The following is a 22614-nucleotide window of genomic DNA, read 5'->3' on the forward strand; positions in this document are numbered from 1 at the left end:
GAATGATCGAGGCGCGTTATTGACCACTCGTCAAACAGTGATCGGTGCGCAAGCAATGCACAAAAGACGGAGTCGCTTGTTCTCTGCCCCTGACCTGTGCAAAGGTGTGCCTCGCTCCCTTACGCACCACACTTCACAAGAGCTGTGCCGGAGCATACTCATTGGTATGGACCTTCAATGCCGCATGCCCTCCGGAGGAATGCCGCCGTGCATGACGCAGGCCTGTCGAATTCCCCGAACGACGCCCGCATCTTTGAAGTCACGGACGCTCAACTGAGCGCCGAACTCAAGAAGTGGACAGGGGTGTCACCGGCGCTGCACCCGGTCGGTGAACTTCTCGACCGGCACTGGGAAGCGGGCTTTGCCTACGCCCGGCTGTGCACGGCGGACGCCCGGTCGGCGGGCATGCTCACCACCGCGGCGTTCACCCGGCTGTTCGGCGAGACCCTGCGGCAGACCGGCCCGACGGCCGCGTGGCGCCCCCAACTTCTCGTGACCGTGCGCCGAATCGCGGCGGAGTGGGACAACGACCGCAGACGGGAGCTGCTCCACCCGGCGCTGCGGTCCGAGGCGGAGGGCGCGGAGCGCGTCGCCGCCCGACTGCTGCCGCCGGCCGACCGCAGGCTGCTGTCCGGCGCCTTCCAGCGGCTTCCCCAATCGGCCCGCTGTCTGCTGTGGCACACCGAGGTCGAGGCCGAACCGCTGTCCGTGCCGGCCGGACTCCTCGGCCTCGACGAGGAGTCCGCCCGCCTCGAACTCGACCGGGCCTGCAACCGTTTGCGCGAGGAGTGCCTCCAGGTCCACCGCGAGCTCGCCCCCGAGCAGGAGTGCCGCCAGTACCTGCGGATGCTGGACGTGACCTACCGGCGGGGCGGCATCGACGTCGACCCCGATCTGCGCGAGCACCTGAACCGCTGCGAGCACTGCAGCGACACCGCCTGCCAGCTCGCCTTCTTCAACCATGGACTCGGCGTCGCACTGGCCGAGGCGGTGCTCGGCTGGGGCGCGAGAGACTACCTCGTGTCGAGAGCCGGCCTGGCCGACGGGACGGCCGAGGCCGAGTCGATGGCGCCGCCCGCCCCGACGCCGTCAGCGGCTGCGAGGACGATGATCGCGGGCGAGTCCTTCTTCTCCGACGCCCCCGCCCCCACCCGGCCGCGCCACGCGCCCGCCCCCACGGGGGAGGGGGCCGCTCCCGCGGCTGAGACCTTCGGCCACGCGGGCGAGTCCTTCGGCCAGGCACCCGAGTCCTTCGGCCGCGCGGGGGAGTCCTTCGGCCAGGCACCCGAGTCCTTTGGCCGCGCGGGGGAGTCCTTCGGCCATGCGCCCGAGCCGTTCGGCAAGGCAGGGGAGTCCTTCGGTCCCTCGGCGGAGTCCTTCGCCGCCGCTGAGGCGTTCGCTCCTGTGGGAGAGACGTCGGCCCCCGCGAACCAGCCCTTCGCCGCCCCTGCGAGGCAGTCCCTCACCGCCCCCGCGACCCGGCCCTTCTCCGCCGAGTCGAACCAGCCTTCCGCCCCCGCCGACCACATAGCCTCGCCCACGCAGCCCGGCCCCCGAAGGTCACGCCGGGCCCCTCGCCGACCCGAAACCGGCACGCCCACAGAGACGGCCACCGGCACCGCCCGCGCCTGTTCCGGCCGAGCTGCTCTGAAGGCGGCCCGCCGGGCCACCCGGCGCCGTAATCTCACCGCCGCCGTCGCGACCGTCAGTGCCCTCGTGGTCCTGCCGCTGGTCATCTGGTCCGTCGCCGGATCCGGCGACGATTCCTCGCCGGCGGCCGGCGACCGCCCCTCCGAGGCTCCCGACACCGACGCGGGCAACGCCACCAGGAACCCCTCCTGGGCAGGCGCCGCCGAGGCCGCGAAGGGCGATCTGCGGGGCCGGCTGCACAACATCGGTTCGGGGCTGTGCGTCGGCATCGTCGGCGGGAAGGCCGTGGCGGGTGCCGAGACCGAACTCGCCAAGTGCTCCTCGTCGCCGGGCCAGCAGTGGGCGTACGAGACCGACGGACTGATCCGCAGCGGCGCCGACCCGGGCCTCTGCCTCGACTCCCAGCTCGGCTACTCGGTGCGGCTCGCCCGGTGCACGGGCACCGCCGAGTCCGAGGCCGACAACATCCGCTACGACTTCAGCCTCCAGGGCACGCTGGTGCCGCGCTTCGACCAGGACCTGGCCCTCAGCCCCGCCGCCACCGACGGCTCCGGCGCCCTGGTCCTCAAGACCCGCGAGGACGAGGGCGACGCCCAGCACTGGGCCATCGACACGTCGCAGACGGAACTCCAACTCGAGGTCGTCAACTGGGACTCGGCGGCCGAGACGCCGAAGACGGCCACGCCGGCCCCGACTCCCACCCCCGAGGCGTCGAGGACGCCCACGGCCACGCCGACCCCCTCCGCGACGCCCTCGACCTCGCAGCCGGCCTCCGTCGCCGCGTCCCCGTCCGACGACTCCTGCTACTACAACCCGTACTCCTGCTCGTGGGACGGCGACGACGGCTGGTCCGGGGGCGGCGGCTACGGCGGCGGTTACGGAGGAGGCTACGGCCACGGCGGCGGCCGCCACTGAGCGGACGGATCAGCCCCCGGTGCCCGGCTGGACCACCGTCAGGAACACCGACGACTCGTTACCGGCCACGGGCACCTCACCGGCCGTCCACGCCACCTTCAGCGGGTCCCGCTCGTCGGGCGGCGTCACGAGCAGCGCCTGCGGCAGTGCCGTACGGGCCCCGCTGATCTCGGGGCTGGCGAAGGTCAGCCCCGCCCAAGCACTGCGCCCCGGCTTCAGCGTGACGGTCGTGGACGTGTCGGGGGAGCGCTTCGGATCCGGGCCGAGCTGCTTGCCGGCGGCGTCCACGAAGGCGGCACCGGGGTACCCGCGCACCGTGCAGGTGCGGTCGCCGGTGTTGGTCAGCACGATCGGGAAGTTGCGCTGTCCGGCGCCGGGACTGGGGCGGCCGATCGACGCGCGAAGCTGGGAGGTGTGGCAGCGCGTGCCGGAGCCGCCCGGCCGGGTCGCGGGGCCGGAGGTGTCGACGGACGGCGGCCCGGTCGTCCCCGGTGGCTCGCTGGACGGCGGCCCGGTCGTCGGGCTCGCGGTGCCGGTCGTGACCGGTGTGGTCGTGGTGCTCTCGCTGCCGGACGGACTCCGTACGGCGCCCGTGGAGTCACCGCCGCTGTCGCACGCCGTGAGCAGGAGGCCGAGCAGCGCGACGGCGCTGACGAGGGGAGTTGCTCGGTGTAACGAGGGGAATACCCGTGCACGTCCCATGAATCACGACTCCCCGTTTTGACGCCGGCTATTCACTCCTCGTCGAGCAGCCCGATCTCCGCCCAGATGGTCTTGCCGTCCGCCGTGTGCCGGCTGCCCCACCGCTGCGTGAGCTGGGCGACCAGCAGCAGCCCGCGGCCGCCCTCGTCGAAGGTCTTGGCGCGGCGCAGGTGCGGCGCCGTGTGGCTGGTGTCGGACACCTCGCAGATCAGCGTCGCCGCGTCGTGGATCAGCCGGAGCCGGATGGGCTGGGCGCCGTAGCGGATGGCGTTCGTGACCAGCTCGCTCACCACCAGCTCGGCGGTGAACGACGCCATGCTCAGGCTCCAGACCTCCAGTTGCTCGACGACCTGCTTGCGGATGGGCGCGACGAGCGCCGGGTCCGCCGGGATGTGCCAGGTCGCGACCCGGGAGGCGGGCAGGCCCTGGGTGCGGGCCAGCAGCAGGGCCACGTCGTCCGCGACGCCGCCGGGCGGGAGCAGGGCGTGCAGGACACGGTCGCAGGTCTCGTCCAGCGAGTCGGACGGGGACGACAGCGCGTCGCACAGAAGCGCGTGGCTGGCGTCGACATCGCGCTCCCGGGTCTCGACCAGGCCGTCGGTGTAGAGGGCGAGCACGGTTCCCTCGCGCAGTTCGATCTCGGCGGACTCGAAGGGCAGCCCGCCCAGGCCCAGCGGCGGCCCGGCCGGCAGCTCGATCTCCCGCGGCTCGCCGCCCGGCGCGACCGTCACCGGCGAGGGGTGCCCGGCCCGGGCCAGCGTGCAGCGCCGGGAGACCGGGTCGTACACCGCGTACAGACAGGTGGCGCCGACCTCGCCGGGCCCGGCCTCGGCGCCCGCCTCCTCGGACAGCCGCACCACCAGGTCGTCGAGGTGGGTGAGCAGTTCGTCGGGTGCGAGGTCGATGTCGGCCAGGGTGCGCACGGCCGTTCGCAGCCGTCCCATGGTGGCCGACGCCTGGACGCCGTGCCCGACGACGTCCCCGACGACCATCGCCACCCGCATCCCGGACAGCGGGATCACGTCGAACCAGTCGCCGCCCACCCCGGAGCGCGCCGCCGGGAGGTAGCGGGAGGCCACTTCGAGGGCGGCGGTGCGCGGCAGGGACCGGGGGAGCAGACTGCGCTGGAGCGCGAGGGCGGTCTCGCGTTCGCGCGAGTAGCGGCGGGCGTTGTCGATGCAGACCGCCGCGCGGGCCGTGACCTCCTCGGCCAGCAGCGCGTCGTCGGGCGTGAACGGGTGGCGGTTCTTGAACCGGGTGAGCACGGCGACGCCGAGCGTGGTGCCACGGGCCTGGATCGGGACGGACATGGTCGTGTGGATGCCGTACTCGCCGATCCGCTCGGAGCGTGCCGGGTCCCAGGAGAGCCACTCCTGGAGGTCGCCGGTCGACATCGAGGCCACGATGGTGTGGCCTGCCAGCAGCGCGTCGGCCTGGGGCGACGGGGTGGGATACACATCCAGGTGGCCCGGCTTGACCACCGCCTCGGGGCTGCCCGGATTGACGGAGCTGTGTGCGGCCCGGCGCAGGGCGATCGGTGCGGACGGGCGGCCGGTGGGTGCCTCGCCGCCGTGCTCCGGCGGGTCCAGCAGATCGACGCTGACGAAGTCGGCCAGGGCGGGGACGCAGACGTCCGCCAGCTCCTGCGCGGTGCGGGTGACGTCGAGGGTGGTGCCGATGCGCACGCTGGCCTCGTTGACCAACTGGAGCCGCTCCTGCGCCAGATACTGATCGGTGAAGTCGTGCGCGGCGACGGAAACGCCGCGCACCCGCCCCTTGGCGTCGGTGATCGGCGCCATCCGGGCCAGCCAGGCATGGGTTCTGTCGCCGCCGACGGGGATGTACGTCCGTACGTCGGTGCCCCGGCCCGTGGTGAGCACGCGAAGGAGCTGCCGCTCGATGTCGAGGCTCTGCCGGCGGCCGGTCAGTTCGGGTGCCCGCAGCCCGCGCACGTTCTCCTCGGAGAGGCTGAGGATCTCGGCCATGACGGGGTTGATCCTGCGCAGCCGGAGCCGCTCGTCGTAGATCGCGATGGCGCAGGGGGACGCCAGCAGGCCGACGTCCTCCAGCGGATCGCCGGGCGGACGCGGGTCGTCGCCCTCGATCGGCGTGACCACGAGCCAGTGTTCGGGGCCGTCCGCATGGGGGCGTACGCGATGGGCGAGCAGCCACACGGCCACCGTGCCGCCGTCGCGATGGCGCAGGGTGAGGACGCCGTCCCAACGGTCGCCGTCCGGGGTGAGGGTCCCGCGATCGACCTCGTCGGCCAGCAGACTCGCGGCCGGGCGGCCCACGACCTCGTCCGCCGGATGGCCCAGCAGCCGTTCCGCGCCGGCGTTCCACTCGACGAGTACGCCGCTGTCGTCGATGACCGCCCGGGCCGTCGCGGCCTCGTCGAACGGATAATCCGGGCTCATGGTCGCCACTCCAACGCGCACACACGGTGATCAAGCGTGCTCACTCGGGCTCCAGCCTAGTGCTTCGGCGCCATTCACGGAGCGAACTCGTGTCTGCACTCTTGACTGCTCCGCGTGCCGCAGCGTCAGAATCTGTTTGTTCACGATCAGTTCTGAGTGCTTCTGGGCCCTGATGAGGGAGAGCCGCCATGACAGTCTCTCGAAGATCGTTACTGCTCGCCTCCACGGCCGCCCCGGCGGCCGGAGCGCTGACGGGCACCCCGACGGCGCGGGCCGCGCAGGCCGCCGGCGCCGGGTCGGGACGGCACACCGTTCCCCTGCGTGACGGCTGGCGCTTCGCCCTGGTGAACCCGGGCGGCATCACCGACCCGACCGGCGCCTTCGCCGGCGCCGCCGACCCCGGCTACGACGACTCGGGCTGGCGGGAGGTGGCCGTGCCGCACGACTGGAGCGTCGAGCTCGCCCCGACCACCGAGCACGGCACCACCAGCGGCACCGGCTTCTTCCCCGGCGGCCTCGGCTGGTACCGCGTCGCCTTCACCCTGCCGGCCTCCCTCGCCGGTAAACGGATATCGGTGGAGTTCGACGGCGTCTACATGGACGCCTACGTCTTCTGCAACGGCGCCGAGGCCGGCCGCCACCCCTACGGCTACACCGGCTTCGCCCTCGACCTCACCGATCACCTGCACACCGACGGCAGCACCGAGAACGTCCTCGCGGTCAAGGTGCAGAACCGTCTGCCCAGCAGCCGCTGGTATTCGGGCAGCGGCATCTACCGCGAGGCCCGCCTCGTCGTCACCGAGCCGGTGCACGTGGAGCGCTGGGGGACGTACGTCACGACGCCGGAGTTCACCGAGGACCGCGGCGTCGTCCGGGTGCGGACATCCGTGGTGAACGCCTCCGGCGTCGGCACCGACGTCGAGGTCGTCTCACGGATCGTCGACCCCCGGGGCCGTACCGTCGCCCGTACGTCCTCCACGGTCGCCGTCACCGACAGGGCCACCGAAACCCATGAACTCGCCGTCCCCGATCCGAAGGTGTGGGACCTCGCCACCCCGCACCACCGCTACACCCTGAACACCGAGTTGCGCGTCGCAGGCAGGACGGCCGACACCCACCGCACCACCTTCGGCTTCCGCACCTTCCGCTTCGACCCGGACGAGGGCTTCCACCTCAACGGCGTCCACCACAAGATCAAGGGCGTCGACCTGCACCACGACCTCGGCGCGCTGGGCGCCGCCGTCAGCGTCGACGCGATCCGGCGGCAGATGACCATCATGAAGTCGATGGGCGTCAACGGCTTCCGCACCTCCCACAACCCGCCCTCGCCGGAGACGATCCAGGTCTGCGAGGAACTCGGCATCGTGATGCTGGTGGAGGCGTTCGACTGCTGGCGGACCGGCAAGACGCGCTACGACTACGGCCGCTTCTTCGACGAGTGGGCCGAGCGGGACGCCACCGAGATGGTGCTGGCCGCCCGCAACTCGCCCGCGGTCCTCATGTGGTCGATCGGCAACGAGATCCCCGACTCCACGTCCACTGCCGGACTCGCCATGGCCGACCGGATCATCGATGCCATCAGGGCCGCCGACGACACCCGCCCGCTGGTCATCGGCTCCGACAAGTACCGCCGGCTGCCCGCCAAGGGCTCGCCGGCCGACCTGATGCTGGCCAAGCTGGACGGGCTCGGCCTGAACTACAACACCGCCAAGTCGGTGGACCAGCTCCACGCCGCCTACCCGCATCTGTTCCTCTTCGAGTCCGAGTCGTCCTCCGAGACCTCCACGCGCGGCACCTACCAGGAGCCCGAGCACCTCAACACCGGCGAGAACCACACGCCCGGCCGTCGGGCCACCTCGTCGTACGACAACAACCTCGCCTCCTGGACCATGAGCGGCGAGTACGGCCACAAGAAGGACCGGGACCGGAAGTGGTTCGCCGGGCAGTTCCTGTGGTCGGGCATCGACTACATCGGCGAGCCCACCCCGTACGACGTGTTCCCGGTGAAGGCGTCCTTCTTCGGCGCGGTCGACACGGCCGGCTTCCCCAAGGACATGTACTACCTGTTCCAGAGCCAGTGGACCGGGGAACCCATGGTCCATCTGCTGCCGATGACCTGGAACCACCGGGAGGGCGACACGGTCGAGGTGTGGGCGTACTCCAACGTCCACACCGTGGAGCTGTTCCTCAACGGCAAGTCCCTCGGCACGCGCACGTTCGACACCAAGCAGACCGTCGACGGCCGCGCCTACCTGGAGACCACCGAGGCCACCGGCGACGACAAGACCTTCACCGACGGCCCCTACCCCGGCAGCTACACCAGCCCCAACGGCAGCGCGGGCAAGCTCCACCTCACCTGGAAGGTGCCGTACCGGCCGGGGGAGTTGAAGGCGGTGGCCCGCCGGGACGGCGAGGCGGTCGCCACCGATGTGCTGCGCACGGCCGGGCCGGCGAGGGCCCTGCGGCTGACCGCCGACCGCGAGTCTCTTGCCGCCGACGGCCGTTCACTGCTCTTCGTGACCGCGGAGGTCGTCGACGCGCACGGTGTCGTGGTGCCGGACGCCGAGGACCTGATCTCCTTCGACGTCCGGGGTGGCTCGCTCGCCGGACTCGACAACGGTCGCCAGGAGAGCGCCGAGCGCTACCAGGCGAGCACCCGTACGGCCTTCCACGGCAAGGCGCTCGCGATCGTCCGGTCCGGCACGAAGACCGGCACCCTGAAGGTCACCGCACGGGCCGAGGGTCTGCGGGCGGGCAGCGTGAGCGTGCGGACGACGCCAGCGAGGTCGGCCGCGCTCACCCCGGCCGAGGTGTTCGAGCCTGAACATCCCGCACCCCTGAACTACCCCTACACGGACGCCAGTTACTCGGGACGGCCCGACACCCTCCCCACCGCGATGCTCGACGGCGACCCCGCCACCGGCTGGTCCAACGGCTTCACCAAGGCCGCCACGGCCCTGCTGCCCGCCTTCGGCGGTGCCCGGCCCGAGGACTGGGTCTCCGTGGACTTCGGGCGGGTGCGGACCTTCGGCCGAGTGGAGGTCTCCTTCACGGCGGACGCCACGCACACGCGGCCGGTCTCGGTCGTGGCCGAGGTATGGGACGGGCGCAGGTATGTGCCGGTGAAGGGGGCGGCCGTGGAATGGGCCACGGCCTCGGACGCGCCGACGGTCGTCACCTTCGAGGCAGTACGCGGCTCCCGGCTGCGACTCACTCTGACCAGCGCACACCCGGGGGAGCCTCGAGGGGCAATACGCATCAGCAGACTGGAGGCACCGGCCGCCTGACCCACGTCACGGTCCGGACGCCGGGCTCACCCGCGCCCCTTCAGGGGCGCGGGGAACTGCGCGACCAGCCACAACGGAGCCGCAGCCGAAAGCCACCTGTCAGGACCGTTGACGGACTGTCATGTCGCCAACAACCATGGGCTGCATCCGCCTCTGGGAGCGCTCCCATCATCGAGCGTCACCCGCACCTCACCCGAGGAGCCCAGACGTGAAACGACGCAGAACCACCCTGCTGTCCCTGACGGCCCTGCTGGCCGCAGGCCTCACCGCACTGCCGGCCGCCCCCGCAGGCGCCGAAGAGGTCGAGCAGCTCAAGAACGGGACCTTCGACACCACCACCGAGCCGTGGTGGACGAGCAGCAACGTCACCGCGAGCCTGTCCGACGGGCAGCTCTGCGCCGATGTGCCGGGCGGCACCACCAACCCCTGGGACGCCGCCGTGGGCCAGAACGACATCACCCTGACCAAGGGGGAGTCGTACCGTTTCTCCTTCACCGCGAACGGTTCGCCCGAGGGACATGTAGTGCGGGCGGTCGTCGGTCTGTCGGCGGCCCCGTACGACACCTACTTCGAGGTCACTCCGGAGCTGAGCGTCTCCGGGAACTCCTACTCGTACACGTTCACCTCACCGGTCGACACCCCGCAGGGCCAGGTCGCCTTCCAGGTCGGCGGCAGCGCGGACGCGTGGCGGTTCTGCATGGACGACGCCTCGCTGCTGGGCGGCGTCCCGCCCGAGGTGTACGAGCCCGACACCGGCCCGCGGGTGCGGGTCAACCAGGTGGCCTATCTGCCCGCCGGACCGAAGAACGCCACGCTGGTCACCGACGCCACCGGGAAACTGCCCTGGAAGCTGAAGAACGCCTCCGGGGCCGTCGTCGCCCACGGCTGGACCGTGCCGCGCGGCACCGACGTCTCCTCCGCGCAGAACGTCCACTCCATCGACTTCGGCGCCTACCGCAGGCAGGGCAAGGACTTCACGCTCGTCGCCGACGGTGAGGCGAGCCGCCCCTTCGACATCGGGACGGCCGCCTACGAGCGGCTGCGCCTGGACGCCGTGAAGTACTACTACACGCAGCGCAGCGGTATCCCGATCCGCGACGACCTGCGTCCCGGCTACGCCCGCCCCGCCGGACACGTCGACGTCACACCCAACCAGGGCGACGGCGCGGTGCCCTGCCAGCCGGGCGTGTGCGACTACAAGCTCGACGTGACCGGCGGCTGGTACGACGCCGGCGACCACGGCAAGTACGTCGTCAACGGTGGCATCTCCGTGTGGGAGCTGCTGAGCACCTACGAGCGCGAACTGCTCGCCCGCACCGGCGAGTCGGAGCGGCTGGGCGACGGCACGCTCGCCATTCCCGAGAGCGGCAACAAGGTGCCGGACATCCTGGACGAGGTGCGCTGGGAGCTGGAGTTCCTGCTGAAGATGCAGGTGCCCGCGGGGCAGCCGCTGGCCGGCATGGCACACCACAAGATCCACGACGAGCAGTGGACGGGCCTGCCGCTGCTGCCGAGTGCCGATCCGCAGAAACGTGAACTGCACCCGCCGTCCACCGCCGCGACCCTGAACCTCGCGGCGACGGCCGCGCAGGCGGCGCGCCTGTACAAGCCGTACGACAGACAGTTCGCGGCGAAGGCGCTGGCCGCCGCCCGCAAGGCATGGTCGGCGGCGCTCGCGCACCCCGACCGGTACGCCTCCGAGAGCGACGGCATCGGCGGCGGCACCTACGCCGACAACAACGTCACCGACGAGTTCTACTGGGCCGCGGCCGAGCTGTATCTCAGCACGGGGGAGCGGGAGTTCGCGCAGCACGTCCTGAACTCGCCCGTCCACACGGCCGACATCTTCGGCGCCCTCGGCTACGACTGGGCCAGGACGGCCGCCGCGGCCCGACTGGACCTGGCGACCGTGCCGAACAGGCTGCCCGGCGGGGACAAGGTCCGCCAGTCCGTGATCAAGGGTGCCGACAGCTACCTCGCCACGCTGAAGGCACAGCCGTACGGCATGCCGTACGCCCCGGACGGCAACCTCTACGACTGGGGCTCCAACCACCAGATCCTGCACAACGCCGTCGTCATCGCCACCGCGTACGACATCACCGGGGCCTCGAAGTACCGTGACGGCGCGGTGCAGAGCATGGACTACCTCTTCGGGCGCAACGCGCTGAACATGTCGTACGTGACCGGCTACGGCGAGGTCAACTCCCATAACCAGCACGCCCGTTGGTACGCCCACCAGCTCGACCCGGACCAGCCGAACCCGCCGGCCGGCACGCTCGCGGGCGGGCCGAACTCAGGCATCCAGGACCCCTACGCACAGAGCAAACTCCAGGGCTGCGTCGGTCAGTTCTGCTACATCGACGACATCCAGTCCTGGTCGACGAACGAGCACACGATCAACTGGAACTCCGCCCTGACCCGGATGGCCTCCTTCGTCGCCGACCAGGGGTGAGGGCCGGACCCCGACGGACGGGAGGCCCGCTGCCGAGGGTGCGGCAGCGGGCCTCCCCGCGCCGGGCGCCCGGGTCACGGATTGACGTTCTTGACCGGCAGGTTCTTGCTCGCGCCCGCCAGGTAGTAGTCCCCCGGCGCCGAGAAGACCACGAACTCGTTGTCGTAGTCCCGGATCTTGGCGCGAACGGTGAAGTTGCCGCGCGCGTCGGTGGTGGTCCGGGCGTTGTACGAGCTCTCGTAGTACGTCCGCAGGAACACTCGGGTGCCCGCGATCGGGCCGTGCCCGGCCGGCCAGGAGACCCGGCCCTTCACGACGAGGGTGTCGCCCTTGCGCACGGTGGTCTTGTTGACCCGGTAGGAGATGGCGCTGGTCACGGGTCGCACCTTGACCGTGGTGTCCGCGAACGCCATGTGGTTGTCGGTGGGATCGGTGTCGTAGATCGCCCGGAACATGACCTGGTGACGCGGGAAGAGGTACGGGCTGGGCCGGTCCTCGACGCGGTCCGCGGGGACATCCTGGAGGGTGAAGTTGCCCTCGGCGTCCGTGCGGACGGTACCCACGTCGCGGGTCTCCCACTCGGTGGGGTCGATGGGGTCGCCCCACGGGTTCCAGGTGTCGAACAGCACCGATTCCTCCAGTTTGACCGGTGCGTCGGCGACGGGAGTGCCGTCGGTGCGGGTCAGCGTGCCGGTCAGGTCGACCGTGCGGTGGGTGTAGTCGGTCGTGGCGGTGGCGCTGTCGAGGGTCACCGCATAGTCGTCGCCGTCCGCCGCGTGGGCGGGCGGCACAGCGACGACGGTGGCCGCCGCGACGGCGGCAAGGGCGAGAGCGGCGACGGCGGTCGGCCGGACGGCCGTTGAGCGCTTGTACACGTGAACTCCGTTGATAAGGTGAGCCGTTGGGGTGCCCGGAACACCAGTGGTGTCGGTACCGGGTCTGACAGCGGGCCCTCACCCGGGGTTGTAGGGGCCGTAGCGCCGATACGGCCCCGGTACACCTCGTTCGACCGCTCGTTACCGTGAGTTGCCCCGCGGTTCGTGCTCCACGAGCTCGCCGGGGCGTTCATGGGCGGTGAGCGTGTGGAGCCGCGCCGGGCTCAGCGGCTCGTGCACCTCGACGTACTCGCCGTGCGGAAGGCGCTTGATCACACCGGTCTCGCGGCCGTGCAACACCCTTGCCCTGTCCTGGAGTTGCAGGCCCAGGCAGATCCGGCGGGTGACGACGAAGACGGCCACCGGGACGACCAGGGCCGCGATCCGGATCGACCATGTCACCGTGTTGATCGACAGATGGAGCCGGGTCGCCACGATGTCGTTGCCGCCGCCCGCCAGCAGCACCAGATACAGGCTGATCCACGCCGCGCCGATCCCGGTGCGGACCGGGCGGTTGCGAGGGCGGTCCAGGAGGTGGTGCTCGCGCCTGTCGCCCGTGACCCGGGCCTCCAGGAACGGATACACCCCGATGAAGACCAGCAGGAGCGGGAAGACCACGACGGGGATCAGCACACCGAGGACGAGCGTGTGGCCCCACAGCGTGATCTCCCAGCCCGGCATGATCCGGACCAGGCCCTCGGCGAAGCCCAGATACCAGTCCGGCTGGGCGCCGGTGGAGACCTGGTCGGCACGGTAGGGGCCGTACGACCAGACCGGGTTGATCGTCGCCACGGCGGCCATCAGGGCGAGGGCGCCGAAGACGAGGAAGAAGAAGCCGCCCGCCTTCGCCAGGTACACCGGCATGAACGGCGCGCCGACGACATTGCGTTCGGTGCGCCCGGGCCCCGCGAACTGCGTGTGCTTGTGGTACACGACCAGCAGGAGGTGCGCCACGACCAGCGCCGCCATGATGCCGGGGATGACCAGGATGTGCAGCGAGTAGAAGCGGGCCACGATGTCGTGGCCCGGGTACTCGCCGCCGAACAGGAACATCGACAGATACGTCCCGACGACCGGGACGGACAGCAGCGCCCCGTTCACGAATCGCAGGCCCGTCCCCGACAGCAGGTCGTCCGGCAGCGAGTAGCCGAACAGGCCCTCGAACAGGCCGAGGAACAGCAGGGTCCAGCCGAACAGCCAGTTGATCTCCCGCGGCCTGCGGAACGACCCCGTGAAGAAGTGCCGCATCATGTGCGTGAGCATCCCGGCGACGAAGACCAGCGCCGCCCAGTGGTGCACCTGCCGCATCAGCAGCCCGCCGCGCACGTCGAAGCTGATGTCGAGGGTGGAGGCGTACGCCTCGGACATGCGCACGCCGTTGAGCGGCACATAACTGCCGTGGTACGTCACCTCGTTCATCGACGGATGGAAGAACAGGGTCAGGTACACGCCGGTCAGGATCAGCACGACGAAGCTGTACAGACAGATCTCGCCGAGCAGGAAGGACCAGTGGTCCGGGAAGACCTTGCGCAGATACTTCCGGCCGAGCGTGTGGATGCCGAGCCGGCCGTCGAACCAGTCCGCGATCCGCTCACCCCGGCCGGGCAGCTCCCGGGCGGCGCTCATGCCTGCCCCCGGCGCACATGCGTGAGCTTCTCGGGGTTGCTCACCACGTAGACGCCCGACACCCGCTCGCCGTCCGGCGTGAGGTCCAGGACCAGGACGGCGTACGGCTCCTCGCCCTGGAACAGCACCGCCGCGTCGTCGCCGTTGACCTGCCGGTAGCGCAGGTCCAGATGGTCGCCTCCCGCGCCGCCGCGGCGTGCGAACGAGTCGAAGAGCCGGACCGCCTTGTCCCGGCCGTGCACCGGACGCAGCCCCGCCCGCTTCCGCTTGCCGCCGCCGTCCGTCCACACCGTCACGTCCGGCGCGAGGATCTCCATCAGCTCGGCGATGTCCCCGCCCACCGCGGCACGCACGAACCGCTCGGTCGCCTCCCGCCGCGCCCGCGGATGCGCCTCGTACAGCGGCCGCCGGGCGTGCACATGCCCGCGTGCGCGATGCGCCAACTGCCGTACGGCGGCCGGGCTGCGGTCGATGATGTCCGCGATCTCCGTGTGCGGGTAGCCGAACACCTCGTGCAGCACGAACACCGCGCGCTCCAGCGGGGTCAGCGACTCCAGGACCACCAGCATCGCGAGCGACACCGACTCGCTGCGCAGCGCCGGGCCCTCGACGTCGGCGTCCTCGTCCTCCGTGACCAGCGGCTCCGGCAGCCACGGGCCGACGTACGTCTCGCGCCGCCGGGTGATCGCGGCCTGCCGTGTCAGGGCGTGGTTGACCGCGATCCTCACCAGGTACGCCCGCGGGTTCTCGACCCCGTCGAGCGGCGCGCCGCCGCCCCGCGCCGTCCACGACAGCCAGGTCTCCTGAAGGACGTCCTCGGTGTCGGCGACACTGCCGAGCATGTTGTAGACGACGCCGAACATCAGCTCACGGTGCTGGACGAAGACGACGGTCGCGTCGTCGGTGACGGTTGCGGGGATGTCGGACATGCGTGGGGCCTCCCGGGTGCGCGCTCACTACTGCGAGGCCCGACGGAGGTCGGAATGTGACACCCCACGGCCGAATGTGACCTACGTCTCGGGGGCATCGGCGCGCGGTCGCACGCCGGGAGGCCTGGCTCGGCACCCCTGGGTACCGGCGTACATCACACCTGACCTGCTCGTATTTACGCCTGAGTACCCGAGCGGTACCGTGAGGAGCATGCCAGCTCTCAATGTGGAGTTCAGCGACCGCGAGCTAGAGGACCTGCGGCAGATCGCCAAGGAGCGCGGTACGTCGATGAAGGCGCTCGTGCGGGAGGCCGCCGCGGCGGACATAGCCCGGCACCGCGCGCTACAGGAGGGCGCCGAGGCGTTCCGCCGGTTCTTCTCGTCGCACGCCGACGAGTTCGCGGCCGCCTTCCCCGACGACGAACCGCCCGCCAGGGGCGAGGGACGAGCCGCCTGACCGATGGCACCCGTCATCCACATCGACGTGCCCTGGCTGCTCCAGCGGCACGAAGAGGTCCTGCCCGACCAGCCCACGATCAACGACTTCTCCGCGTTGGTCGCCGCCGTCGCCCGCCATCGTGTGGATCCGCCCCGACTGGGCGTCGACTCCGACCCGGCCTGGCGGGCCGCCGCGCTGCTGCACACCCTCGCCCTGCTCAAGCCGCTGCCCTCGGCCAACGCCCGCTTCGCCTGCTCGGCGGCGGTGGCCTACATGTTCGTCAGCGGTGTCGGTATCGACCCGCCCTACGGCACCCTCGTCGACCTCGCCCGCGACCTGATCTCCGGCAAGGTCGACGTGTACGGCGCGGCAGACCGCCTGCGTTCCTGGCAGATCTAGGAGCCTTCACGCCCGCCCTCGAATCCGCCGTCGCGGCGGTCCCCGTTCCTTCCGCCCCGGGGCCGCCGACCGAGGGCGGGAGGAACGGGGTCGCCGGCCCATGACGCGCAGGAGTCCTGCGCCGGGCCTTCCGAGAGGGCCGGTCCCAGTGGACTACGCCGGAGCGTGCGCCGGGGAGCGTGCGTGGTGATCCGGCGCGTGCGGTGGTTTCACACGGGGCGCATGGAATGCGTAAAGGTGGCGCGGGTGCGGCGAGTTGCCGACGTATCTGACTTTCTTTCAATGGGGCTCATGTTGCCCAAGTGCCTTGTTGGTCATCAGTGCGCTGTGCAAGGGTGAAGTACCCGTGGGGGGTGGAAAATTCCGTAGCTCATTCGTTCCGCGGGGGAACCGGTGCGGATGGGCGTCGGTGAATTCGTGCTCCCCGCGCACGCGTCGAAGAGGTACACACCAAGTCACCGCTCCTTTTCGGCGATCAGAACTTCTGTGTCTTGCGCGTGGGAAGGAATCCGTTCAGTGCCCACCCCCCACCCCCCTCGCCCTCCTTACCCCCCGCCCGGCGGGGTTCCCGAGGAATCCGACGAAGGTCTCGCCGCCAGACTTCGGGGCCGGCCGGACGGTGAGGCCGCCCCGTCCGTCGCGCTCCTCATGGCCCGCCACTGGCAGCCCGCCCGCGAATACGCGGTGATCTGCCTCGCCTCGCCGGCCGATGTCGTGGATTTGGTCACCGCGGCCGCGTTCCATCAGGTCCTCGACCGTCTGGCGCTCGGCGAGCCCGCCGTCGCACTGCGTCCCCGGCTCCTCGTCGCCGTCCGGGACACGGTCCGCCAGTGGTCCTCCGACGACCGAATAGCGGGCGTTCTGCCGGAGTTGGGGAAACCCGCGGGCGGTCGCGGTATGCGTACCGCGAAGTCCATGACGCCCGAAAATCGGAAGCTTGCCGATCGGTCATTCCAGGCGCTTCCGGGACTTGCCCGATGTCTCCTGTGGCACACGGAGGTCGAAGCAGAGCCGTTAAGCGTCCCCGCCGGTCTGCTGGGCATGGATACCGTTACCGCCTCGGCCGCACTCGAACAGGCGCGTGATAAATTCCGCGAAGGTTGTGTACATGCCCATCGGGAACTCGCGCCCACGAAGGATTGCCGGTTCTACAACCGTCTCCTCGACGTCCCGATTCGCCGTGGCGGGGCCCTGCTGCCGGATGTCCAGCAGCATCTGACGGAGTGCCGCTACTGCCGTAACGCCGCCGAACAACTGAGTCATTTCGAGGGCGGGTTGGGCGTGCTCATCGCCGAGTCGGTGCTCGGCTGGGGCGCACGCCGCTATCTGGACACCCGGCCCGGCCGCGCCCAGGAAGGCGCCGCCCGGACGCGCGGGGCGGCCCGGCACGGCGCCGGCCGCCGTCGTCTGCTGTCGCGGATCCCCGCACAGATGCGCCGACCGGCCGGCGGACCGCGCTCCTCACGGACGCTGATGACCGGGGTGGGCCTGGCCTCGGCGGGCCTGATCGCGATCATGCTCGCCGGGGGCCTGTCGGACGACGACGGCGTCGACCCGGCCGCCTCGGCCACCGGCGGCGACACGGCGACGCAACCGCCCCCGGCCGTGTCCTCCTCGCCCCCCAGCACAGCCCAACTCCCCAACGCCCCTCGCCGGACCAGCCTGCGCAATGCCGAGGCCGGCCTCTGTCTCGACATTCGAGGCACGGCCGAGGCCGGGGCCGGCACGGAGTTGGCGAAGTGCTCGGACGACGACACCCAGCAGTGGTCGTACGAGAAGGACGGCCTGCTGCGCAGCGTGGCGGAGCCCGATCTGTGCCTGGATTCGCACATCGACGCCGGTGTCGTGATCCTCGGCAAGTGCGTCGACGACGACGCGGAGCGGGCCGACGATGTGCGCTACGACCTCACCGTCCAGGGCGAGTTGCTGCCCCGCTGGGACGAGCAGCTCGCCCTCGCGGCCACCACGGCGGACGTGGGCGCCGACATCGTCGTCAAGGTCCGCGACGGCTCCGACGGACAGCGCTGGCTGACCGATCCGACGACGTCGGCGAGCCCCGGGTCCCTGTCCGACGCGGAAGTTGAGACGCCGGGGGCGCGGGCGGTGAGGCTGGGGGAGGAGGACGCGTAGTCCCAGCCCGACGGGCCCGAGCGGGTCAGGCTAAGTCGACTGCGGTTCCCAGCGCCGCCCAGGGGCGCGGGGAACCGCGCGACCGGCCACGACGGCGCCGCGGACGAGCGACAAGTGATGCGGCACTTCCAGCTTGCGGCACTTCCGGCTGAGCGCTCAGTTCACGACGTCCCGCGGTGTCCCGCCCGCCACGTAGTCCGTCACGTTCTGCACGGCGGCGAGGGCGATGCGGACCAGGGTCTCGCGGGTGACGCCGCCGGCGTGCGGCGACAGCACCACGTTCGGGGCGCGGAGCAGACGCAGTGCCGGGGTGGGCGGTTCGGGGTCGAAGACGTCGATGCCCGCCCCGGCCAGGGCGCCCTTCTCCAGTGCGTCGGCGAGGGCGTCCTGGTCGATCAGGGCGCCGCGCGCGGTGTTGATCACGAACGCCGTCGGCTTCAGCAGCGCCAGCCGCTCGGCGTCGAGCAGGTGCCGGGTCTCGTCGGTGAGCGGGGTGTGCAGGGAGACGTAGTCGGCGGTGCTCAGGAGTTCGTCGAGCGGGACGTGGCGGGCCGAGCCGAACTCGGCCTCCGTCTCCGGCGGCAGCCGGCGGCGTCCGGCGTAGACGACGCTCATGTCGAAGGCGACCGCCCGCCGCGCGACCTCCCGCCCGATCTGGCCCAGGCCCACGATGCCGAGCGTCTTGCCGCACAGCTCCGTCAGCGAGTTCTGGAGGCGGGGGAGTGCCCAGTCGGCCTCGACCAGCGCGGTGTGCGCGGGCACGAGCTGCTTGGCGAGCGCGAGCATCAGGGCGAAGGTCTGCTCGGCCACGTTCTGCGCCTCTGCGCCGCTGGACCCGATGTTGCACACCCGTACCGTGCGTTCGTGGGCCGCGTCGACGTCGACGTAGTCGAAGCCGTGGCTCGCGCACTGCACAAGCCGCAACTGCGGTGCGGCGGCGAGGTGTTCGGCGGTCACGGGCGCGAGCGCGGTGATGACGACGTGCGCCGAGCGAAGGGCGGCCGGGTCCTCGTCGGCCGCCTCCACGACGGTGACGTTCACGTCCGTGGGGAAGAGCGTGGCGAGGCCGGCGCCGATGCCACGGCCCCCCACATGGGGCGAGACGACGGCGAGGACGTTCTGCTGGGCGGTCATGCGGTTTCCTCGATGAGGTCGGCGGGGCCGAGTGTGGCGGGGCCGGCGTGCCCGGACAGGGCGAGGGTCAGGTCGAGTTCGGCGAGCAGACAGCGGATGACGTGCTCGACGCCCGCCTGTCCGTCGAGGCCGAGCCCATAGGCGTACGGCCGTCCGACGAGCACCGCCTTCGCGCCGAGGGCGAGCGCCTTGAAGATGTCGTCGCCGGTGCGGATGCCGCTGTCGAACAGGACGGTCAGCCGGTCGCCGACCGCCTCCACGACTCGGGCCAGGGCGTCGGCCGCACCGACGGAGCCGGCGACCTGGCGGCCGCCGTGGTTGGAGACGACGACCCCGTCCATCCCGGCGTCGGCGGCGGCGCGGGCGTCGTCCGGGTGAAGGATGCCCTTCAGGACGATCGGGCCGTCCCAGTTCTCCCGCAGGAACGCCAGGTCCGGCCAGGTCTTCGCGGGATCCGAGAACATGCCGACGAAGTGCATGACGGCCGCGTTCGGATCCTCGTGGACCGGCTTGGCGAGGCCCGCCTGGAAGGCCGGGTCGGAGAAGTAGTTGGCGGTGCCCACGCCGTGCAGGAACGGCAGATACGCCTGGTCGAGGTCGCGGGGCCGCCAGGCCAGCATGGGCGTGTCCAGCGTGACGACGAGCGTGCTGAACCCGGCCGCCTTCGCCCGGCCCAGGAAACTCCTGGCCACCTCCGGGTCCTTCGGCCAGTAGAGCTGGAACCAGCGCTCCGCGTCGCCCATGGCCTGCGCGACCTGCTCCATGGGGGTGCTGGACGCGGAGGACAGGGTGAACGGCACACCTTGCGCGGCGGCGGCCCGGGCGGCCGCGCACTCCGCGTCCGGGTGCATGATCGACAGCACACCGATCGGTGCCAGGGCCAGCGGGGCGGGCAGGGCGCGGCCCAGGACCTCGACGGACAGGTCGCGTTCGTGCACGTCCCGCAGCATGCGGGGCACGATCCTGCGCCGCCGCAGGGCCGCCCGGTTGGCGCGGGCGGTGCTGCCGTCGCCCGCGTTGCCCGCCACATAGCCGACGGGGCCCGGACCGAGCCGCTGCTCGGTGAGCTCCTCCAGCCGCGTCAGATCGGTGGGCAGCCGCGGGACGGCCCCCGACATCCCGTTCAGATAGATCTCGTACTGGAAGTCCGCCCAGTGCTTGCCCATGCGTACGCCCCGCCTCTCGTCACTGAGAACGCGCTGTACGCAGACCATACCGACCGGTAGGCGTGCGAGTGGATCAGGGGGCGGTCGCCGACTGGTGCAGGATGCGGGCCAAATCGTGCGGCTGGGAGAACATCGGCCAGTGGCCGGTGTCCATGGTCACCAGGTTCCAGTGGTCGCCCTTGAGGAGCTCGGCCGCGGCGCCCCACGGTTCCTCGCCGTCGAGGAGGCACTTGATGTAGGTGCCCGGGACCTCACTCAACGGGCGCGGCATGACCGCCGGTCCGGTGAGCGTGGCGCCCGGGTGCGGGGTCGAGCCGTCGACGAGGCGGACGGTCTGTTCCTCCGTCAGGCCCTGGCCCGCGCACTCGTCGGCAGTGAGCGGCGGCCAGAAGCCGTCGTTCTTCGCGATCGCCGCCCGCACCTCGTCGCTCGGCCAGCCCGCCAGGAACGACTCCCCGTTCACGGGGGCGTTCGCGTCCACCAGCACCACGCGACTCAGCCGGTCACCGATCCGCACGGCCGCCTGCCCGACCGGCACGCCCGAGTAGCTGTGCCCGACCAGGACGACGTCCCGCAGATCGAGGCGCTCGACCTCGGTGACGATGTCCTCGACATGGGTCTGCTGCCCCGGCGCCGGCTCGCCCTGTCTCTCGGCGACGCCGGTGAGCGTCAGCGGATGGACGCCGTGGCCGGCCGTGCGCAGTTCGGCGGCCACCTCGTCCCATGCCCACGCCCCGAGCCACGCCCCCGCCACCAGTACGAAATTGGTCATGCCCGCAACGTAGCCGACGGCGCTGACAACGCCCCCGGCCCGGTGATCGGCGGCACCGGCACCTCGACGGTCCGCGCCAGCCGTGGGCCGTCGGGCCCGTAGACGGCCCGCGGTTCGGGGAACAGCCGCAGCAGCGCCAGGAACAGCACGGCCGCCACCGCCAGCGACAAGGGCAGGCTGATGTCCACCCCGTCGGCCAGATCGCCGAGCGGGCCGACGAACTGTCCGGGGATGTTGGTGAACAGCACGCCGATCACCGCGGCCACCCACCAGGCGGTCATGCCCCGCCAGTTCCAGCCGTGCGCGAACCAGTAACGGCCGCCGCGCTGACGGCGGTTGAAGACCTGGAGGGCGTCGGGGTCGTACCAGCCGCGCCGGGTCCAGTAGCCGAGCATCATCACGACCATCCACGGCGTGGTGCAGGTGATGATCATGGTGGCGAACGTCGAGATCGACTGCACCAGGTCGAGCCCGAACCGTCCGACGAAGATGAACGCGATCGACAGCGCGCCGACCAGCAGGGTGGCCTGCACCCGGGTGAGCCGCGGGAACACCGAGGAGAAGTCGAGGCCGGTCCCGTACAGCGCGGTCGTGCCCGTCGCCATGCCGCCGATCAGCGCCAGCAGACACACCGGCAGGAAGTACCAGCCGGGCGAGATCGCAAGCAGGCCGCCCACGAAGTCGGGGGCCGCCGGATCGACGTACTCGGGGACCTTGGTGGCGATGATGCTCGCGGTCGCCAGGCCGAACACGAACGGCAGCAGCGTCGAGATCTGCGACAGGAACGCGGCGCCGATCACCTTGCGGCGCGGGGTGCTCGCCGGGATGTAGCGGGACCAGTCGCCGAGGAACGCCCCGAACGAGACGGGGTTGGACAGCACGATCAGCGCCGCGCCGATGAACGACGGCCAGAACAGCGACCGGGTCGCCGCGTCCGCGGAGTCGGTGAACACGCCCGCGTAGGACGGGTCGAAGTCACCGGCGAAGGCGACGGCGCCGATCAGGAACAGCACGCTCGCCGAGGGGACGGCGATCTTGTTGACGAACAGCATGAAGCGGAAGCCGTACACGCACACCGCGAGGACCAGCCCCGCGAACAGCGCGTACGCGACGACGTACGACAGGTTGCCGCGGTCCAGGCCGAAGAGCCGGTGTGCGCCGCCGACCAGGGCGTCGCCGGAGCTCCACACCGAGATCGAGAAGAACGCGACGGCCGTGAGGAGAGACAGGAAGGAGCCGACCACGCGGCCGTGCACGCCGAGGTGCGCGGAGGACGAGACGGCGTTGTTGGTGCCGTTGACCGGTCCGAACACGGCCATGGGGCACAGGATCAGGGCGCCCGCGACGACGCCGAGCAGCGTGGCGGCGAGGCCCTGCCAGAAGGAGAGGCCGAACAGGATCGGGAACGCACCGAGGACGCAGGTGGAGAAGGTGTTGGCGCCGCCGAAGGCGAGGCGGAACAGATCCAGCGGGCTCGCGGTGCGTTCGGCGTCCGGAATGCGGTCGACGCCATGGGACTCGACCTCCGTCAAGGAGGGAGCGGGGGAGGGGAGTTCGGGCTGAGGGGACACGGGGGCTCCAGCGGGGGCGGGGCGGTGGAGCGCGTTGTGGCGCGGCGTGGGTGACGGCCGGTGCCTGCCGCTGGGGTGTGCGGGCAGCGCGGATGTCCGTCCTCTCGGGGATCAGCAGACGGTACGGCGGTTGTGAAGATCCGCACCAGA

The 22614-nt window shown here is 71.1% G+C and carries 15 protein-coding genes; 6 read left to right on the forward strand and 9 right to left on the reverse strand.

Annotated features, from left to right (window positions below):
* Positions 1-207: 207 nt before the first annotated feature.
* The gene (locus ACZ69Q_RS07525) at positions 208-2565 is read left to right on the forward strand and encodes a ricin-type beta-trefoil lectin domain protein (RefSeq protein WP_471037906.1); all 2358 of its coding nucleotides are present in this window, start codon (positions 208-210) and stop codon (positions 2563-2565) included.
* 9 nt (positions 2566-2574) lie between these two features.
* On the opposite strand, the gene ACZ69Q_RS07530 is transcribed toward ACZ69Q_RS07525, so the two are convergent.
* Both ACZ69Q_RS07530 and ACZ69Q_RS07535 read right to left on the reverse strand, forming a co-directional pair.
* Positions 2575-3267 carry a DUF4232 domain-containing protein gene (locus ACZ69Q_RS07530; RefSeq protein WP_471037910.1) on the reverse strand — a complete coding sequence of 231 codons (693 nt, stop codon included), beginning with the start codon at positions 3265-3267 and terminating at the stop codon, positions 2575-2577.
* A 32-nt stretch (positions 3268-3299) separates the two neighbouring features.
* Entirely contained in the window at positions 3300-5684 is a 2385-nt protein-coding gene (locus tag ACZ69Q_RS07535; RefSeq protein ID WP_471037914.1) for a SpoIIE family protein phosphatase, read from the reverse strand.
* A gap of 188 nt (positions 5685-5872) precedes the next feature.
* On the opposite strand from ACZ69Q_RS07535, the gene ACZ69Q_RS07540 reads away from it, so the two are divergent.
* Positions 5873-8971 (forward strand): glycoside hydrolase family 2 TIM barrel-domain containing protein, encoded by a 3099-nt coding sequence (locus ACZ69Q_RS07540; protein WP_471037916.1) that lies wholly within the window; start codon positions 5873-5875, stop codon positions 8969-8971.
* Between the two features lie 208 nt (positions 8972-9179).
* Entirely contained in the window at positions 9180-11423 is a 2244-nt protein-coding gene (locus ACZ69Q_RS07545; protein ID WP_471037920.1) for a glycoside hydrolase family 9 protein, read from the forward strand.
* Between the two features lie 74 nt (positions 11424-11497).
* Here ACZ69Q_RS07545 and ACZ69Q_RS07550 read toward each other — a convergent pair whose 3' ends face one another.
* The 3 genes from ACZ69Q_RS07550 to sigJ all read right to left on the reverse strand — a co-directional run bounded on the left by ACZ69Q_RS07550 (position 11498) and on the right by sigJ (position 14853).
* The gene (locus ACZ69Q_RS07550; RefSeq protein WP_471037923.1) at positions 11498-12298 is read right to left on the reverse strand and encodes an acyl carrier protein; all 801 of its coding nucleotides are present in this window, start codon (positions 12296-12298) and stop codon (positions 11498-11500) included.
* A 141-nt stretch (positions 12299-12439) separates the two neighbouring features.
* Positions 12440-13924, reverse strand: a complete 1485-nt coding sequence (qcrB, locus tag ACZ69Q_RS07555; protein WP_471037927.1) for a cytochrome bc1 complex cytochrome b subunit — start codon at positions 13922-13924, stop codon at positions 12440-12442.
* On the reverse strand, positions 13921-14853 hold the full coding sequence (gene sigJ / locus ACZ69Q_RS07560; protein ID WP_471037931.1) for an RNA polymerase sigma factor SigJ: 933 nt from the start codon (positions 14851-14853) through the stop codon (positions 13921-13923). Before sigJ ends, qcrB begins: the two co-directional genes overlap by 4 nt.
* Positions 14854-15064: 211 nt before the next feature.
* Here sigJ and ACZ69Q_RS07565 point away from each other — a divergent pair, with 211 nt between their 5' ends.
* The 3 genes from ACZ69Q_RS07565 to ACZ69Q_RS07575 all read left to right on the forward strand — a co-directional run bounded on the left by ACZ69Q_RS07565 (position 15065) and on the right by ACZ69Q_RS07575 (position 17821).
* Positions 15065-15310 (forward strand): hypothetical protein, encoded by a 246-nt coding sequence (locus ACZ69Q_RS07565; protein ID WP_471037933.1) that lies wholly within the window; start codon positions 15065-15067, stop codon positions 15308-15310.
* Between the two features lie 3 nt (positions 15311-15313).
* Positions 15314-15691, forward strand: coding sequence for a toxin Doc (locus ACZ69Q_RS07570; RefSeq protein WP_471037936.1), 378 nt, complete (start codon positions 15314-15316; stop codon positions 15689-15691).
* Between the two features lie 516 nt (positions 15692-16207).
* Positions 16208-17821 (forward strand): RICIN domain-containing protein, encoded by a 1614-nt coding sequence (locus ACZ69Q_RS07575; protein ID WP_471037938.1) that lies wholly within the window; start codon positions 16208-16210, stop codon positions 17819-17821.
* Between the two features lie 156 nt (positions 17822-17977).
* Here ACZ69Q_RS07575 and ACZ69Q_RS07580 read toward each other — a convergent pair whose 3' ends face one another.
* The 4 genes from ACZ69Q_RS07580 to ACZ69Q_RS07595 all read right to left on the reverse strand — a co-directional run bounded on the left by ACZ69Q_RS07580 (position 17978) and on the right by ACZ69Q_RS07595 (position 22464).
* Positions 17978-18955 carry a 2-hydroxyacid dehydrogenase gene (locus tag ACZ69Q_RS07580; RefSeq protein ID WP_471037940.1) on the reverse strand — a complete coding sequence of 326 codons (978 nt, stop codon included), beginning with the start codon at positions 18953-18955 and terminating at the stop codon, positions 17978-17980.
* Positions 18952-20121, reverse strand: a complete 1170-nt coding sequence (locus ACZ69Q_RS07585) for a lactate 2-monooxygenase (RefSeq protein ID WP_471037943.1) — start codon at positions 20119-20121, stop codon at positions 18952-18954. The genes ACZ69Q_RS07580 and ACZ69Q_RS07585 overlap by 4 nt, the downstream gene beginning before the upstream one ends.
* 73 nt (positions 20122-20194) lie before the next feature.
* Entirely contained in the window at positions 20195-20893 is a 699-nt protein-coding gene (locus ACZ69Q_RS07590) for an alpha/beta fold hydrolase (protein WP_471037945.1), read from the reverse strand.
* A complete protein-coding gene (locus ACZ69Q_RS07595) occupies positions 20890-22464 on the reverse strand; it encodes a purine-cytosine permease family protein (protein ID WP_471037947.1) in 1575 nt (524 codons plus the stop codon). Before ACZ69Q_RS07595 ends, ACZ69Q_RS07590 begins: the two co-directional genes overlap by 4 nt.
* Between the last annotated feature and the right edge of the window lie 150 nt (positions 22465-22614).

The sequence above is a fragment of the Streptomyces sp. NPDC036764 genome (assembly GCF_055609385.1).

Bases quoted from the DNA above. Each gene is read 5' to 3' on its own strand.
- ACZ69Q_RS07530 (WP_471037910.1), bottom strand. From the start codon at position 3,267: ATGGGACGTGCACGGGTATTCCCCTCGTTACACCGAGCAACTCCCCTC.
- ACZ69Q_RS07535 (WP_471037914.1), bottom strand. From the start codon at position 5,684: ATGAGCCCGGATTATCCGTTCGACGAGGCCGCGACGGCCCGGGCGGTC.
- ACZ69Q_RS07540 (WP_471037916.1), top strand. From the start codon at position 5,873: ATGACAGTCTCTCGAAGATCGTTACTGCTCGCCTCCACGGCCGCCCCG.
- qcrB (WP_471037927.1), bottom strand. From the start codon at position 13,924: ATGAGCGCCGCCCGGGAGCTGCCCGGCCGGGGTGAGCGGATCGCGGAC.
- sigJ (WP_471037931.1), bottom strand. From the start codon at position 14,853: ATGTCCGACATCCCCGCAACCGTCACCGACGACGCGACCGTCGTCTTC.
- ACZ69Q_RS07565 (WP_471037933.1), top strand. From the start codon at position 15,065: ATGCCAGCTCTCAATGTGGAGTTCAGCGACCGCGAGCTAGAGGACCTG.
- ACZ69Q_RS07570 (WP_471037936.1), top strand. From the start codon at position 15,314: ATGGCACCCGTCATCCACATCGACGTGCCCTGGCTGCTCCAGCGGCAC.
- ACZ69Q_RS07580 (WP_471037940.1), bottom strand. From the start codon at position 18,955: ATGACCGCCCAGCAGAACGTCCTCGCCGTCGTCTCGCCCCATGTGGGG.
- ACZ69Q_RS07585 (WP_471037943.1), bottom strand. From the start codon at position 20,121: ATGGGCAAGCACTGGGCGGACTTCCAGTACGAGATCTATCTGAACGGG.
- ACZ69Q_RS07590 (WP_471037945.1), bottom strand. From the start codon at position 20,893: ATGACCAATTTCGTACTGGTGGCGGGGGCGTGGCTCGGGGCGTGGGCA.